This is a genomic window from Marinobacter shengliensis, from assembly GCF_030297115.1.
Taxonomy (GTDB): Bacteria; Pseudomonadota; Gammaproteobacteria; order Pseudomonadales; family Oleiphilaceae; genus Marinobacter; species Marinobacter shengliensis.
In genome coordinates, this window is record NZ_AP028062.1 from 4,005,136 (window position 1) to 4,020,278 (window position 15,143).

The following is a 15,143-nucleotide window of genomic DNA, read 5'->3' on the forward strand; positions in this document are numbered from 1 at the left end:
TCTCAAGATGTCATTCCAACAGGAGACGGATCATAGAGCGTCACACCATTACGCCCACCCCGTTTTCGTTGGTAGAGTGCCTGATCAGCGGCCTCGATGGCTTGATCGGAAACAGGAAAATCGTTGATTAACGCGACGCCGGCACTCAGGGTAACCTGAAAACTGTCATCCCCTGCCCAGAACGCGAGTTCGGCAAAACTCTTACCTATGGCTTCGATGAGTTTCACCGCCACCGCAGGCTCACAATCGGGCAGAATCAACAGAAACTCTTCCCCACCATAACGCCCGATCACATCAGACTCACGCAGCCGGTTGCGCAGTAAATTGGCCAGGGTCCGAATAACAATATCGCCTTGGCCATGTCCCCAGCTATCGTTTACCCGCTTGAAGTGATCCAGATCCAGCATCACCACACACGAGGTATGACCGGCACGGCGACAGCGGGCCAGCTCCCGGTCGACTTCCTGCTTGATCAGCGAGTGTTTAAGCAGCCCGGTGAGGCTATCACGGTTCATCAGGTCCGATAACTGGCGGGCACGGTAACAACGAATCCGCACCGACCGGACAAGGTAATCATCGGTGACCGGCTTCACCAGAAACTCATCAGCGCCTTTGGACAGCGCATCCAGCTGGTTTTCAGGATTGTCTTCCGATGACAGATACACAATGGGCAAGCCCAGCCAGCGCGGCTCGTAACGAATCAGCCTGGCCAGCGTAACGCCTGAATAGTCCCGTAACTGAACATCCATCAGAACAAGGTCTGGCTCAAACGCCGACAGTTCCGACATCAAGTCTGCCGGGTCAGAAACCAGACGGGCAATGATGCCAGCCTGCTTGAGCACCAGGCAATAGTGCTCTCCCAGCTCCAGATCATCGTCGACGATCAACACCCGGCCCTGGGGGCGGGACCCGCGCTCCAGCGCCAGGGATTCGATCCGTTCTGCCAGTTCCGGCATATCCAGCGGCTCACAGAAATAGGCCGTTGCCCCTCGTTCTGCGACCCGGTACAAAGTCTCAAACGAGTTCTCGTGGCCAACACATACCACCGGGAATCTGCGATGCTCGGCTTTCGGTAGGTATTGCTCACGAAAGTCCATGACGTCGCCAAGCTCTGAATCCACACACAGCAGGATCGAAGCATTGTTGAGCTCTGCAAGGCGGGCAGCAACGTCGCTCGGGCGATCAATAGAGCCCGACTCACAGACAAAACCGTAGACGGCTAACGATTTAACCAGGTCAGCCAGATAATCAATGCTGTGCCCGAGGGCCATGACATTGACCTGCATGCCATGGGCCCCGTCGTGTGAATCCTCTGCAGCTGGAGCCCCTGCCTGAGCACCCGTGGCAGAGGTCATTTCAGGAGCCTTTTCCAGTAGCCTGGCAAGATGTCGAAGTTCATCGGCAAGTTCTACAGAAACCGACACCACGTCATGCGCACTTGCACCGCTGTCGGCCGCCGACTCACGGCACGACTTCATCTGCTTTTCTATCGCCCTGGCCGCCTGTCCGAGTTCCGGAAAACCGAATGTCCCCGAAGAACCCGCCATCCGGTGCAACAACTGATAACACTTGTCCAGCTCAGACTGCGGCAGCTGTTGCTGATCAATCAAGCTCGCAAATCCTGACAGCGTTTCAATGTCGCCCCGGGCACGCTCCAAGAACCGTTCCTGCAGACGCCTCAGACGTTCCTGCAAATGATCAACGGCTATATTACTCAAAAGGCATTCCTCACTATTTTATTCACAGCATCTGGTGCACTATTCTCATGAAAGCATGTTTTATCTACGACATCTATTCGTCTAAGGGCCTTTCTTGCGAACTTTAAGCCTCAACGCCCGTATTGTCCTGATTACCAGCTCAAGCATTGTTATCAGCGTAGCTCTGATTCTTTTTATTGCCTATGACAGACTGCTTCGCGATTTTGAGCAGGTACTTACGGAGCGCCAGGCGCTGCAAACATCGGCGGCGGCCAGTCGGGTAAACGAGGAACTGACCATACGCCTGAACGCGCTGGGCGCATTTGCCAGCGTGCTGACGGACGGTGGCAATATGTTACCCTTACCGCAACTCCAAACGATGCTGGGGCGCCAACCTACCCTGGAAAGGCTGTTTGGCGGCGGGCTACTGATTTTTGATGGCCAGAGCGTCGCCGTCGCCGAGAACCGCTTTGTGCCCAATCGGCTCGGAACGTCCTACGCTGATCGCCCCCATTTCAAACGAGCCATGCAGTCACGTTCTCCGATTGTGAGCCGGCCAATTGTTGGACGAACAACCGGCTTGCCACTGTTGTCGTTCCTCGCTCCTATTGAAAGTGATGATGGCGACTTACTCGGGCTGGCCGGGGGCACCATCAACCTGGCAGAATCGGGCATTCTTCCTGCGGAACTCAAGGCTGACGAAGGCACTATTCTCAAGGTGTTGGATACCGGAAACTTTATTCAGGTAGATGCCCTGCGGAAGGACCAACCGGCACCCGAACTCCCTCACCCAGGCGAAGACCCTCTCATCGACGCAGCCTTGTCAGGCATCCCCTTCGGCGTGGTTACGGATCTTTCCGGGCAACGATGGGTGTATAGCACCCGACATCTGGAGCGGCTCGGTTGGGTATTTTTGAGTGCGGCACCTTATGAACGAGCTATTCAGCCCGCCCGGGCTTCATTTCGCAGCTTTCTCTGGATCAGCATATTGGCAATGCTTCCATTGCTACTTCTAACCTATGTTGTGTCCATGGCAACCACCCGACAACTGGGCGACATGTCCGGAAAAATAAAAAAGATGGCGGAAGATAGCTCTTCTGCCCAGCGGTTAACCACTAGAGGGCCCGCAGAAACCCGAAATCTGGCGAAAGCGTTCAACACCCTGATGGAAGAGCGAGAAGCGCTGGACCTTCTGAAAAACCAGTTTGTGTCGAACGTCAGTCATGAACTACGCACGCCGCTGACGTCTATCAATGGCGCTCTTAAGCTACTGCAATCCAACTCCGCCGGCGAGTTGCCGCCGAAAGCCTCAGCCATGGTTGAGCTGGCTTTGCGCAACGGCCAGCAGCTGCAATCGCTGATTACCGACCTTCTGGACTTTGAAAAGGCGGTGGCCGGCAAACTCAGCATCCAGATGCGTGACATCGACCTTATTGAAGCCATTGAGGCTGCGTGCGCCGGGAACCAGCCGATGGCCAGGCATTACTCCGTGAGAATTGTTGCCGAAAGCGATAACAGCCTCAGCGTGTTTGCGGATCCGGCCCGGCTGCGCCAAGTCCTTGATAATTTTATCAGCAACGCCGTAAAACACTCGCCAAGCGGTGGCGTAGTTACTGTTAAAGCCAGCTCCACAACCTCCGGGGTTGTGCGCATCACCGTTTCAGACCAGGGAGACGGAGTTCCCGAACACTTCTTACCGCAATTATTCCAACGATTTGCCCAGGCAGAAGCTGGCTCTAACCGGGCCAAAGCCGGCACCGGATTGGGGCTTGCCATATGCCGGGAACTTGCCCATTTGATGTCCGGTGAGGTGGGCTACGATTACTCAAATGGCGCCCACTTCTGGCTGGAGCTTCCTGAAGCCGATCACCAGGGCAAGGAACATTTATGAGAACGCCTGACCGGCCCCAAAATGAAACTTTACGGCTGTCAGCCCTTGAAGCAGCTCAGCTGCTGGACACACCGCCGGAAGAACGATTTGACCGAATTACCAGGCTCGCAGCCAAAACCTTTGCTGTGCCTATATGCCTGGTCTCCCTGATTGACAGGGATCGCCAGTGGTTCAAATCCTGCTATGGCCTCGGCGTTCGCGAGACGGCCCGTGACATTTCCTTTTGTGGCCATGCAATTCTCGGCACCGATACCTTCGTGGTTGAAAATGCGTTGCAGGACGAACGATTTGCAGACAACCCCCTGGTCACTGGCGAGCCCAGCATCCGTTTCTATGCCGGTGCACCGCTGGAGGACCGGAATGGTTTCCGTTTAGGCACCTTATGCCTGATCGACAGGAGGCCTAGAACCTTTTCCAGCGACGATCAAAAGACACTGCGCGATTTTGCTGATCTGGTCGAACGGGAATTTCAGTATCAGGAGCTGGGGACCTACTATGCGGAGAGAACCCAGGCACTGAATATCCTGAACGACATTTCGCTGGACTCCAGTGGGAGCGTCTCTGAGCGTATCAATCGCGCTTTGGCGATTGCCGCTCAGTATCTCAAGTTGGAAACCGCCATTGTCAGCAATATCACCGGCGGCGTGTACACGGTCCTTTGGCACCACGAGCGGCATCCGACGTCTCTGGAGAACGGCATTACATTCCCGCTGGAGCAGACCTACTGCTCACTCCTGGCGGCCGAGGGTAGCGTCCTTGCCATCAATCATATGGGGCGTTCACGCTTCAGCGAGCACCCGTGTTATCAGCAATTCCAGCTGGAGAGTTATCTGGCAGCACCGGTGTGGATCGATGATGAACTGTTCGGAACGGTGAACTTTTCCTCGACCATCCCCCGTCGCCCAGTGTTTACGGAAACGGAAAAGACATTCGTCAACCTTCTTGGCCGCTGGATTGCCGACCTCATTCAGCAGCAAAAGCACACGGAAGTGCTCGACAAACTGGTCGCTAACGCGCCAGGAATGCTCTATCAGTATCGCCTGTGGCCCGACGGCCATAGCACCTTTCCCTACACCAGTGGCGGGATTCAGGCCATTTACCAGGTCAGCGCAGAGCAGGCTGCCAAGGATGCTTCGCCGGTCTTTGAACGTATTCACCCGGATGACTTGCCCATTGTCGCCGATTCGATACAGTCATCGGCGGAGAATTTGACACCATGGATCCAGAAATACCGTATTCGCTGGCAGGACGATAGCTGGCGCTGGGTAGAGGGTAAGGCGCGACCTGAGCGACTACCCGATGACAGCGTACTATGGCACGGATACATCGTAGACATCGATGAGCGCCACAAGATCGAGGAAATGAAAAGCCAGTTTATTTCCACCGTCAGTCATGAGCTTCGCACACCGTTGACCTCGATCGCCGGCTCACTGGGCCTTATCGATAGCGGCTCTCTGGGCCCTTTACCCGAGAAAGCTCAGCAGATGGCGTCTATTGCCCTCAGAAACACCAAACAACTCAAACATCTGATCAATGATTTGCTCGACATTGAAAAACTGGTATCCGGCCGCATGCCCATGCACCCAACCAGACAGCCTGTTGCCCCGGTTATCGAGGAATCAATCGAGCGCCTGTCGCCTTATCTGGAAAGCCGGCAAATACAGGTTGTCCAGCAACAAAATCACTCAGATATAACGGCCTGGTTCGATCCACAGCGCCTCAGCCAGGCGCTAAACAACCTGCTCTCTAACGCCGCCAAGTTTTCAGAGCAGGGTGCCTGCGTAGAGATCTCTACCAAACGATTTACTGATCACATCAGAATCTCGGTCACAGACCACGGTATGGGAGTTCCCGAGAGCTTTCGGCCTTACATCTTCCAGAAATTTGCACAGGCCGACAGTTCAAGCACAAGGGGCAGGCAGGGTACCGGTCTGGGACTGGCGATTACGCGGGAGATCATGACGCAAATGGGTGGCAGCGTTGATTTCGAGTCAACTGAAGGCAAAGGCGCCACCTTCTGGCTTGAACTGCCCCTTGAGCAACCGACTGAGCCTGTAAAATGAGGAACGCTGACGATCGGCGATTCCGATCGCTCATCTGGATGGCCCGCTGGATGGTTCTGATACTAATGGTGTCGGTTGCCATCACCGTGGACAGGGTCAGCACAGAACGCTTAAGAACCGAGGTGCGCCAGGAATGGCAAGCAAAGATCGATGACCTGGCCCTGGATCTGCAAGGCAGGATTTTACAGAACATAAAAACGGTTTGGGGCCTTGCAGCCAGTGTCTCGGTTGAACCGGAACTTGGCGAGGCTCGTTTTCAAGAACTGGCCGCCGTTATCTTCCGGCTGGCCACTGAATTAAGAAATATCGGCCTGGCGCCTGATTTTGTCATTAACAACATCTACCCCCTGGAGGGAAATGAAGCCGCCATTGGTCTGGACCTGAGAACGCAAAGCCTCCCGGCCGAACAGGTTCGCATGCTAATGGAAACGGAGCGCGCGGTGTTCAGTGGCCCCATTAATCTGGTTCAAGGTGGCCAGGGACTGGCAGCCCGAATTCCGATTTTTAGCTCCGATTCCGGTGAGTTCTGGGGCGTGGTGTCCGTCATCCTGGACCTTCAAAGCCTCTATGAAGCGGTCAACCTGGGCATCATCATGCAGGAGGCACAGCTAGTGCTATCGACGTCCTCTGACCCATCCAACTCAGAAAGCATCTTTTTCGGTACCCAGGAGGCTAGCTGGAAATGGCCAGTTTATAATGCGCTGGACATGCACGGCACCAGCTGGCATTTATTCGCACAACCCAAGGCCGGATGGCCAGATCAGCCACCGCAGCCCTTGCTGTTGCGCGGGATACTCGCATTACTGGTGTTACTGGTGACCGCTGCAACCTTCTGGCTGACCCGTCTGCTGCTCAAAGATCGGCAAATGCAACAATGGTTTTCGGGCCTGTTCGAACTTGCCCCGGTCGGCATTGCACTGTTCGATGCGTCAAGCAATCAGCTATTGCGAGCCAACCCAAGCCTGAAAAGTATCCTTGGTGAACATCCTCGTTCACTGGCTTTTTTCAACAAAACGTTCGATGAATATGGGAACCTCAGCACCGATTGTGAGGGTCTGACAGAGACGCTGGCCAGATCAGAGAGACTTAACGGCCGACAGGGCTATGTTAAAGACAACACTGGTGCGCTCAAGCCGATCATGCTGCATGGTCTGAACCTCATCACCACAGACGGAAAACCGGTTGTCTGGCTGATTGTTGAGGATATGTCAGAGCAGAAAAAAGCAGAACGGCTCAAGAACCAGTTCATTTCCACGGTAAGCCATGAGCTGCGCACGCCACTGACATCCATCTCCGGGGCCCTTGGATTATTGGCCAACCAGGCTGCAGGAACGCTTCCTGACAGCGCCCTTCGGCTGACCCGGATTGCCCACAGAAACAGCGAACAGCTCACTCACCTGGTTAATGATCTTCTCGATATCGAAAAGCTCATCGCCGGCAAAATGACACTCGAGATGAAAGCCCTTCAAGTCTCTGACCTGGTGCGTGAGTGTGTCGAGAATATCGGAAACTATGCTTCGGATCATCAAGTGACCGTGGAGATCCGACAGCTTGCCGATGTTAAAGTGACCGCCGATAAACGACGATTGATGCAGGCCCTGAACAATCTGCTTTCCAACGCCATCAAGTTTTCACCAGAGCATTCTGACGTGCTTGTCTATACCGAAACAGAAAACCACAAGGTACGAATCAAGGTACAGGACTTTGGCAAAGGGATTCCGCCCGAATTCCAGCCATCAGTGTTTGAAAAATTCGCACAGGCCGAAACCGATGGCCGGTGCTCAAAAGCTGGAACCGGACTCGGTCTGGCCATTACCCGTGAGTTGATGCTCAAAATGCATGGTTCAGTTGGCTTCACCTCCCGCCCTGGGCAGGGTGCCACATTCTGGCTGGAGTTAACCGAAGCAGAGTAGACAAAGACGAAATCAATGGAATACGAAGGGCTTCGGAAAATGTTAAAGGAGGCTGGAAACAGAGCCCCAGCCTCCTGTTTGGTCCGCAAAACCTCAGGCGTTCTTCAACATCTCCCGAACCACATAGTGCAGGATGCCACCATGCTGGAAGTAGACCGCCTCGTTGGCGGTATCGATGCGTGATTTCAGCTCACAGGTTTCGGTAGAGCCATCCTTGTATTTCACCGACATGGTTAGGGTCTGGCCCGGCTTGATATCGCCAGACAGCCCTTCGATGCTGATGGTTTCCTCACCGGTGAGTTTCAGGCTCTTGCGATCAACCCCTTCCGGGAACTGCAGTGGCATCACCCCCATGCCGATCAGGTTGGAGCGGTGGATGCGCTCGTAGGATTCCGCCACCACAGCTCTCACGCCCAACAGGCGGGTGCCCTTGGCGGCCCAGTCCCGGCTGGAGCCGGTGCCGTATTCTTTGCCAGCAATCACCACCAGCGGTGTACCTTGCTCCTGGTACTTCATGGCGGCATCGTAAATGGCCATCTGCTCGCCGGTGGGCACAAACTTCGTGAAGCCGCCTTCCACACCATCGAGCATCTCGTTTCGGATGCGCACGTTGGCGAAGGTGCCACGCATCATCACCTCATGGTTACCCCGGCGGGATCCGTAGGAGTTGAAGTCTTTCGGCTCCACACCGTGTGCCTGCAGGTATTTGCCGGCAGGCGTATCGGCCTTGAAGGAGCCCGCCGGGGAGATGTGGTCAGTGGTGACCGAATCACCCAAGAGAGCCAGGATGTTGGCATCCTTGATGTTCTCGATGGCCTCGGGCTGCTCACCCATGCCTTCGAAAAACGGCGGATGCTGGATATAGGTGGACTTGTCGCTCCACTCATACACCTTGCTTTCCGGCACCTTGATGGATTTCCAGATGTCGTCGCCCTCGAACACTTCGCCGTATTCCTTGCGGAACATGTCGGTTTTCACCTTTTCGACGGCCTCGGCGATTTCCGCCTGGCTGGGCCAGAGGTCGTTCAGGTACACGGGGTTACCGTCTTTGTCGGTACCCAGCGGGTCGTTGGTCAGGTCCAGCCGCACGTTGCCGGCCAGAGCGTACGCCACCACCAAGGGCGGCGAGGCCAGCCAGTTGGTTTTCACCAGCGGGTGCACCCGGCCTTCAAAGTTACGGTTACCAGACAGCACCGAAGCGACGGTGAGATCCCCCTCGTTGATGGCTTTCTCAACGGCATCCGGCAGCGGGCCTGAGTTGCCGATGCAGGTGGTGCAGCCGTAGCCCACCAGGTTGAAGCCCAGTTCATTCAGGTCGTCCTGCAGGCCCGCCACTTTCAGGTAATCGGTGACCACCTTGGAGCCCGGCGCCAGCGAGGTTTTCACCCAGGGTTTGGTTTTAAGGCCCTTATCCACCGCCTTCTTGGCAATAAGGCCTGCGGCCATCATTACACTGGGATTGGAGGTGTTAGTACAGGAGGTAATCGCCGCGATCACCACGGCGCCGGGGTCCAGTCGCGTTTTCTCTCCGTTCATTTCCAACGGCTGACTGGCCGGGTGTTCGTAACTGTTATCGACACCAACCGCAGTCTGGCCACCCTCCGACTCCAGCCTGGATTCCTGGTTCTGGGCCGGACCTTCAGCGGTCTCCATCAGTAACTCGAACGACGACTTCATGTTCTTCAGGGCCACCCGGTCCTGAGGACGCTTCGGGCCGGCAAGGCTGGCTTCCACATCGCCCATATCCAACTCCAGTGTGTCGGTATACACCGGTTCGTGCCCTGGCTCCCGCCAGAGGCCCTGGGCCTTGGCGTAGGCTTCCACCAGATCCAACAACTCTTCATCGCGGCCGGTCAGGCGCATGTAGGTAATGGTCTGATCATCCACCGGGAAGAAGCCGCAGGTAGCGCCGTATTCCGGGGCCATGTTGGCGATGGTGGCCCGGTCGGCCACTGGCATGTCTTTCAGACCGTCGCCGTAGAATTCAACGAATTTGCCCACCACGCCCTTCTTGCGCAGCATTTCCACCACCGTCAGCACCAGGTCTGTCGCGGTGATGCCTTCCCGCAGCTTGCCGGTGATCTTGAAGCCTACCACCTCGGGAATCAGCATAGAGACCGGCTGGCCCAGCATGGCGGCTTCCGCTTCGATACCACCGACACCCCAGCCAAGAATGCCCAGGCCGTTAATCATGGTGGTGTGGGAGTCGGTACCCACCAGGGTATCCGGGTAGGCAATGGTTTTGCCATCCACGTCCTTCTGCCACACGGTCTTGCCTAGATACTCCAGGTTGACCTGATGACAGATACCGGTGCCGGGCGGCACCACCCGGAAATTATCAAAGGCCTGCTGGCCCCAGCGCAGGAACTCATAGCGCTCCTGGTTGCGCTCCATCTCGATGGCGACGTTATCCTTAAAGGCCGACGGATTGCCGTACTTGTCCACCATCACCGAGTGATCGATCACGAGGTCCACCGGTGACAACGGGTTGATCAGAGCCGGGTCTTTGCCGGCCTGTTTTACCGCCTCGCGCATGGCCGCCAGGTCCACCACACCGGGTACGCCGGTGAAATCCTGCATTAATACCCGGGCCGGGCGGAACTGAATCTCAGTGTCGGAGCTTCGGTCTTTCAGCCACTGCACCATGGCATCGATATGGGAGCGGTCGACCGTGGTGTCGTCTTCGTTACGCAACAGGTTCTCCATCAGGACTTTCAGGGAGAACGGCAGGCGGTTCAGGTCGCCCAGGGTGTCGGCCGCCTTGGGCAGACTGTAGTAGTGATAGGTCTTGCCACCCGCGTTCAGGGTGGAGAGGGTATTCAGGCTGTCTTTGCTCAGTGAGGTATTCGACATGCGGGGCCTCCTCTGTTGGCTGATCTCCCTTAACTATTGCAGCGAATACCCAGACTTCAACTCTCCAGCCGTGAATGTTCAGCATTCGGGCCATGAATACCCACCAACAGCCAGGCCACCGAGCCAAGTACAGCCCTGCTTGCTTTGATATCTATGGCGTTAGCAGGGGCCCGTACGAGCAACCTGAAAACAACATTGCCCGGGATGTGTGAACAGATCAGCTGCGGCCCGAGGCCAGTTCTGTCATCATTGGCGCTGTTTTCTGACGGATCAGGATCTACCGTGAAACACGATTGTCATTACCACCCGGGCGACCCGGCCAAGTGGCACTGTGGTGAGTGCCAGATGCACTATTGCAACCGCTGCATGCCCGATGCAGATACCCGCCAGCGCCGCGCCCTGTGCCCACGCTGCAGCAAGGCCATGCGGTATCTCGGGGCGGCAACCGAGGTGGTGCCCTTCTGGCACCGTATCGGCGCTTTCTTCCGCTACCCGTTCCATACCGATCCATTGATAGTAATCGCCATATGTACGCTGGTGCCCATCGTTGCACCGGCGAACATTGTCGGCTTGATTATCTGGCTGGTGCTGGCACTGGCCCTGTTCAAATACACCTATGCCGTGATCAGCCACACCGCAGAAGGCCATCTGAAACCGCCACCGGTGTCGGTGGCGTTTACGGGCAGCGGTTTTGATATCGTTATTCTGCAGCTTCTGGTGTTCGTGCTGATGGGTGGCCTGGTGGCTGCGGCCGCGATGATCGGCGGGCCGATTCTTATGATGCTGGCGTTGGCATTTGCGATACTCGCCCTGCCCGCCAGCATCATGGTGCTGGCGATGGAGCGATCAGTGGGTGCGGCGGTGAACCCGATGAACCTGGCGGTGCTGATTTCCCGTATCGGCACCCCCTACTTCCTGCTGTATGGCTATCTGATTCTGCTCACCCTGGCTTCCGGGGCGGCCCAGGATTTTGCCGTTGATCACTTCCCGATGTGGGTGGCACAGCCCCTGGCGGGCTTCCTCAACAGTACCTTTACCCTGATTCTGTTCCACATGCTGGGTTACCTGCTGTTCCAGTATCAGGAAGAACTGGGCTTTGCCTCGGACATTCAGGGGGAAGAAAGCGACGCAGACCAACAGAACCGGGACCGGAGCACCCGCTTTGATGCCGATCTGGACATGAACCTGAAAGACGGCAACTACGACCGGGTTCAGAGCATGCTGATCGAATCCCTCAAAAAAGACCGGGACAATCCGAAACGCATTGGGCAGCTCTATCAGATTCTGACCGCCCGGCAGGCAACGACCGAGCTGTACCGGTATCACCCGCGCCTGATGGCGTGGCTCGCCCAACGACACGATGGGGACGGGTTGAACCAGCTGATGCAGACTCTGCAAGCGGCGGAGCCTGGCTTTCAGCTGGACGATCCGGAACTGGCGGTGCAGTGTGCCAGTGCCCTGTATCACCGGGGCCACTTCAAGCCGGCATTGCGATTGCTGCAGGATTTCCACAAACGGTTCCCGGACAGCGACCAGCTGGCACCGGCCTATTTACTGGCCGCCCAGGCACTGGCCAATGGTCTGCAGCAGTGGGAGAAAGCCAGTGCGTTTCTCGCGTTTATCAAGAAGCGCTGTGTCACCCACCCCTTGCATGGGCAGATTGACACCTGGCTGGACCAGGCCCGCAATCAGCAACCGCTGAAAGGCCCGAAAGCGAGTTTTGAGGTACCGGAGTAATCGGAAAGCGCCGGCACAGGGCAAGCTGCCCTGTGCCGGCATTTAAGGCTTCAAAGAGTGTTCTGGAGCAATTGGCGGTAATGGCGGGCTTTTGGCTCCATCTGGTGCTTCTCGAACTCCGCCAGCAACAACCGGCAGGCCTCGTTGACCATTTCCACATCCGCCGTTGAGCGCATGCGTTCAAAAGCCTTTTCCGCTGATTTCAAATCGTGGTGCTTGAGACTGGCAAACATTACCCGGTTATGGTCTTCCACCGCCAGCGGATGATGGGCCTCACCCTTGCTAAGATATTCCTGCCACACTGAGATCATTTGCTCTGGCTGCCGTCGGGCCATGGCATCGGCCATCAGTTCCCGTGACAGGTCCCGGTAGGCTGGCAGGTCTGGCCGCAGTTTGGCCAGCTGGTACAGATGTTCCAACACGATGGTGCGCTCGGGATAGCGTTCCCGCAACGCTTCAAACTGGCGCCGGGCCAAATCGAAATCCATCCGTCCAAGGCTGGCCATGGCCTGGGCATACGCCGAGGTAAAGCGGGCGTCCTGCTCATCTTCTTCCGGTTCAAAAAACTCTTCTTTCACCTGCAACCAGCTTTTACCCAACAGCCAGACCAGGCCAGCGCCGGCAAGCAGCCCGCCAGCATGAGCCATATAGGCAATACCGGTAGAGCCGGCGTACCAGTAATCGTAGATTTCCTTGCCTACCCACACCGGCAACAGGGCGATGGCGGGGGCCCGGAAATAATTGAAGTAGACCACCAGGAAGTAGAAAAAGCGGATTTTCTGCACGCCATATATGGCCACATACATGCCCATCAATCCGGAAATGGAGCCTGACGCGCCCACCAGAGGAATCTGGCTGCCCATGGAGAAGCCGGTATACATCAGGCCGGATAACGCACCACAGGCCAGATAGGCCATCAGGTAACGGCCGGGCCCCAGGGCTTTCTCGACCGTGAAGCCAAGCAGGAACAGGAACAGCAGGTTACCGATAATATGGCCCCAGCCACCGTGCAGAAACTGGTAGGTGATCAGGCTGTAAAGCGACAACTCAGCCGGGATAAGCCCCAACTGATAAGCGCTCATTCGAGACAGCCACTGTTCGTCGATGGCAACCCGCTGCTCCAGCCAGTGACTTCGCTCAGCCGGCGCCCAGATCAGGTCCCGGTTTTCTTGCAGGTACTGGTAGAACTCCCGGTTCACCAACAGGGTGGCTGCCAGCCAGAAGATTTCGTTGTCCTCCTGCAGTTGCTGGAATTCCTGAAGCTCCAGCACACTCTGGGCATCACCAGAAAACCGGATTTCCCGTTGCAGATAGTCTTCATAAGCCGGTGCCTCGAGCGCCAGCAGGTCGGCTTCCAGGTACTGCTCCAGGGCAGCTTCAAACTTGCGGTCATCACCGCCCTGATAGAACAGGAAGACCAGCAGGCAAGCCATCATCAGGCTCAGGGTTACCCAGGGCGGGCGTTTCCAGTTAACGGCGTTCTCGGCAGGAATAATCAGCATGGGCGGTCACAATTCATCACAATCTGTCCCTGAAAAGCTGCTTTTTACCACAGCAGCGACTTCTTTTCCCGGTGTAATGACACCTGGCGAGCAGAAATCAAAGGTCTGCAACGGGAAATGTGGCGCAGCACACAACCATGGATGTCATCACACAGTCACACAAATGCCATTCAATCGGTAACCACTCACTTCCGGTGCCTATCGACCATTCGCCAATTGCCGTTATTGCTTCAACCAACAATATTGGGGAAGCAATAACAACAAAAACCGGATTCTGGACTCGAGGATACTGCACATGACCGTACTAGTTCTGGACAACCCTGACCTGCTGGCGAAGGCCGCATTGGCATTCGGCGGCATGGCGGGCCAGCCTTCACAAGACGGAAGCCGTCCTCACCGCACCCGATTTCACTACGGCTTCAACAAACACACCCCGGATGCCGGTGACATCGAGGTTCTGAAGCAGCACGCGGCCTACCTGAAAAACCACCCGGGTATGCGGGTAAGAATTCATGGCCACGCCGACCGCTTTGGTTCAGAGGAATACAATCGTTTCCTGGCTCGCCTGAGGGCCAACTCCGTTGCCCGCCTGCTCATGCGTGAGGGCGTTCACCAGTCTGCCCTTGTGCTGGCCACCTGGGGTTCGGATCGCCCCCTGGCCCGGCCGGAAGACCACGCGGCCAACCGACGGGTGGAGCTGGAATACCTGACCATGGACATTGCCCGGGCACTCTGAGCACCCGGTACAAACACAAACGGGGCCAACAGGCCCCGTTTAAGCAATCGCTGCCGGCTTGCTCAGCCGTACACCTGCCAGACGTTCCACAGTAACAGCAACGCCGCCACCAGAATCGCCAGCCAGGTTAACAGGATACCAATCATACGGGCCTTGTGGGGGCCACCCTTGCCGTTGATCATGCCCCAGGCATGGAGAATACGGCCCACCACCAGCGCCATGCCGGTCCAGTAAATCAGGCCTGAGGCAACACCGTTCAGCTCGGCAATCGCCAGCATGATCAGGCCAATGGGCGCATATTCGACCAGGTTAGCGTGGGCGCGCACCGCTGCCTCAAACTCCACATCGTCGTTCACGCCCAGCCCTTTACGGTACTTCAGCCGGTACTTAACCACCTGGCCGGACAACACCAGCAACAACAAGCCGAGGACGGCCGCGAACACAGCGGTTACGGGTACGATCATGTCAGCCCTGCTTTATCTTGTTAACCACTGCCAACAGCAGTACCGCACCGACGGTCGCTGTTACCAGCTCGCCGACCATGCTCTTTACCGCCAGCCCGAGCACGCCAAACAGCACGCCGCCAATCACCGAACCGACAATACCAATACCGATATTGGCCAGCACACCAAAGCCCTTGCCTTTCATAATCAGGCCAGCCAGCCAGCCGGCAAGACCACCAATGATCAGAAACCAGATCAGGCTCATCTATCCATTCTCCCAAGGTTTACCAGTCCAGAATGCATTCCTG

The 15,143-nt window shown here is 56.5% G+C and carries 10 protein-coding genes; 5 read left to right on the plus strand and 5 right to left on the minus strand.

Going from position 1 to position 15,143, the window contains the following annotated elements; genetic code table 11:
• Positions 1-2 precede the first annotated feature (2 nt).
• The gene (locus tag QUE75_RS18380) at positions 3-1,718 is read right to left on the minus strand and encodes a diguanylate cyclase (RefSeq protein WP_286252336.1); all 1,716 of its coding nucleotides are present in this window, start codon (positions 1,716-1,718) and stop codon (positions 3-5) included.
• 94 nt (positions 1,719-1,812) lie between these two features.
• Here QUE75_RS18380 and QUE75_RS18385 point away from each other — a divergent pair, with 94 nt between their 5' ends.
• Genes QUE75_RS18385 through QUE75_RS18395 form a run of 3 tightly spaced genes read left to right on the plus strand, consistent with a single transcriptional unit; the run spans position 1,813 to position 7,564 of the window.
• Positions 1,813-3,588, plus strand: a complete 1,776-nt coding sequence (locus QUE75_RS18385) for a sensor histidine kinase (protein ID WP_286252338.1) — start codon at positions 1,813-1,815, stop codon at positions 3,586-3,588.
• Entirely contained in the window at positions 3,585-5,651 is a 2,067-nt protein-coding gene (locus tag QUE75_RS18390) for a GAF domain-containing protein (RefSeq protein ID WP_286252340.1), read from the plus strand. The genes QUE75_RS18385 and QUE75_RS18390 overlap by 4 nt, the downstream gene beginning before the upstream one ends.
• A 50-nt stretch (positions 5,652-5,701) precedes the next feature.
• Positions 5,702-7,564 (plus strand): sensor histidine kinase, encoded by a 1,863-nt coding sequence (locus tag QUE75_RS18395; protein WP_286252341.1) that lies wholly within the window; start codon positions 5,702-5,704, stop codon positions 7,562-7,564.
• 93 nt (positions 7,565-7,657) lie between these two features.
• On the opposite strand, the gene acnA is transcribed toward QUE75_RS18395, so the two are convergent.
• Positions 7,658-10,417 (minus strand): aconitate hydratase AcnA, encoded by a 2,760-nt coding sequence (gene acnA, locus QUE75_RS18400; protein WP_286252343.1) that lies wholly within the window; start codon positions 10,415-10,417, stop codon positions 7,658-7,660.
• Between the two features lie 282 nt (positions 10,418-10,699).
• On the opposite strand from acnA, the gene QUE75_RS18405 reads away from it, so the two are divergent.
• Entirely contained in the window at positions 10,700-12,154 is a 1,455-nt protein-coding gene (locus QUE75_RS18405) for a B-box zinc finger protein (protein WP_286252345.1), read from the plus strand.
• Positions 12,155-12,204: 50 nt separating this feature from the next.
• Here QUE75_RS18405 and QUE75_RS18410 read toward each other — a convergent pair whose 3' ends face one another.
• Complete coding sequence (locus QUE75_RS18410) at positions 12,205-13,656, minus strand: rhomboid family intramembrane serine protease (protein WP_286252347.1); 1,452 nt, start codon at positions 13,654-13,656, stop codon at positions 12,205-12,207.
• A 295-nt stretch (positions 13,657-13,951) separates the two neighbouring features.
• On the opposite strand from QUE75_RS18410, the gene QUE75_RS18415 reads away from it, so the two are divergent.
• Positions 13,952-14,392 (plus strand): OmpA family protein, encoded by a 441-nt coding sequence (locus tag QUE75_RS18415; RefSeq protein ID WP_286252348.1) that lies wholly within the window; start codon positions 13,952-13,954, stop codon positions 14,390-14,392.
• A 62-nt stretch (positions 14,393-14,454) separates the two neighbouring features.
• On the opposite strand, the gene QUE75_RS18420 is transcribed toward QUE75_RS18415, so the two are convergent.
• Both QUE75_RS18420 and QUE75_RS18425 read right to left on the minus strand, forming a co-directional pair.
• Complete coding sequence (locus QUE75_RS18420; RefSeq protein WP_061330920.1) at positions 14,455-14,856, minus strand: MAPEG family protein; 402 nt, start codon at positions 14,854-14,856, stop codon at positions 14,455-14,457.
• Position 14,857: 1 nt separating this feature from the next.
• The gene (locus tag QUE75_RS18425) at positions 14,858-15,100 is read right to left on the minus strand and encodes a GlsB/YeaQ/YmgE family stress response membrane protein (protein ID WP_061330921.1); all 243 of its coding nucleotides are present in this window, start codon (positions 15,098-15,100) and stop codon (positions 14,858-14,860) included.
• Positions 15,101-15,143: the final 43 nt, after the last annotated feature.

Coding starts and splice junctions, on each gene's coding strand:
- QUE75_RS18395 (WP_286252341.1), top strand. CDS start 5,702: ATGGTTCTGATACTAATGGTGTCGGTTGCCATCACCGTGGACAGGGTC.
- QUE75_RS18420 (WP_061330920.1), bottom strand. CDS start 14,856: ATGATCGTACCCGTAACCGCTGTGTTCGCGGCCGTCCTCGGCTTGTTG.
- QUE75_RS18425 (WP_061330921.1), bottom strand. CDS start 15,100: ATGAGCCTGATCTGGTTTCTGATCATTGGTGGTCTTGCCGGCTGGCTG.
- QUE75_RS18390 (WP_286252340.1), top strand. CDS start 3,585: ATGAGAACGCCTGACCGGCCCCAAAATGAAACTTTACGGCTGTCAGCC.
- QUE75_RS18415 (WP_286252348.1), top strand. CDS start 13,952: ATGACCGTACTAGTTCTGGACAACCCTGACCTGCTGGCGAAGGCCGCA.
- acnA (WP_286252343.1), bottom strand. CDS start 10,417: ATGTCGAATACCTCACTGAGCAAAGACAGCCTGAATACCCTCTCCACC.
- QUE75_RS18410 (WP_286252347.1), bottom strand. CDS start 13,656: ATGCTGATTATTCCTGCCGAGAACGCCGTTAACTGGAAACGCCCGCCC.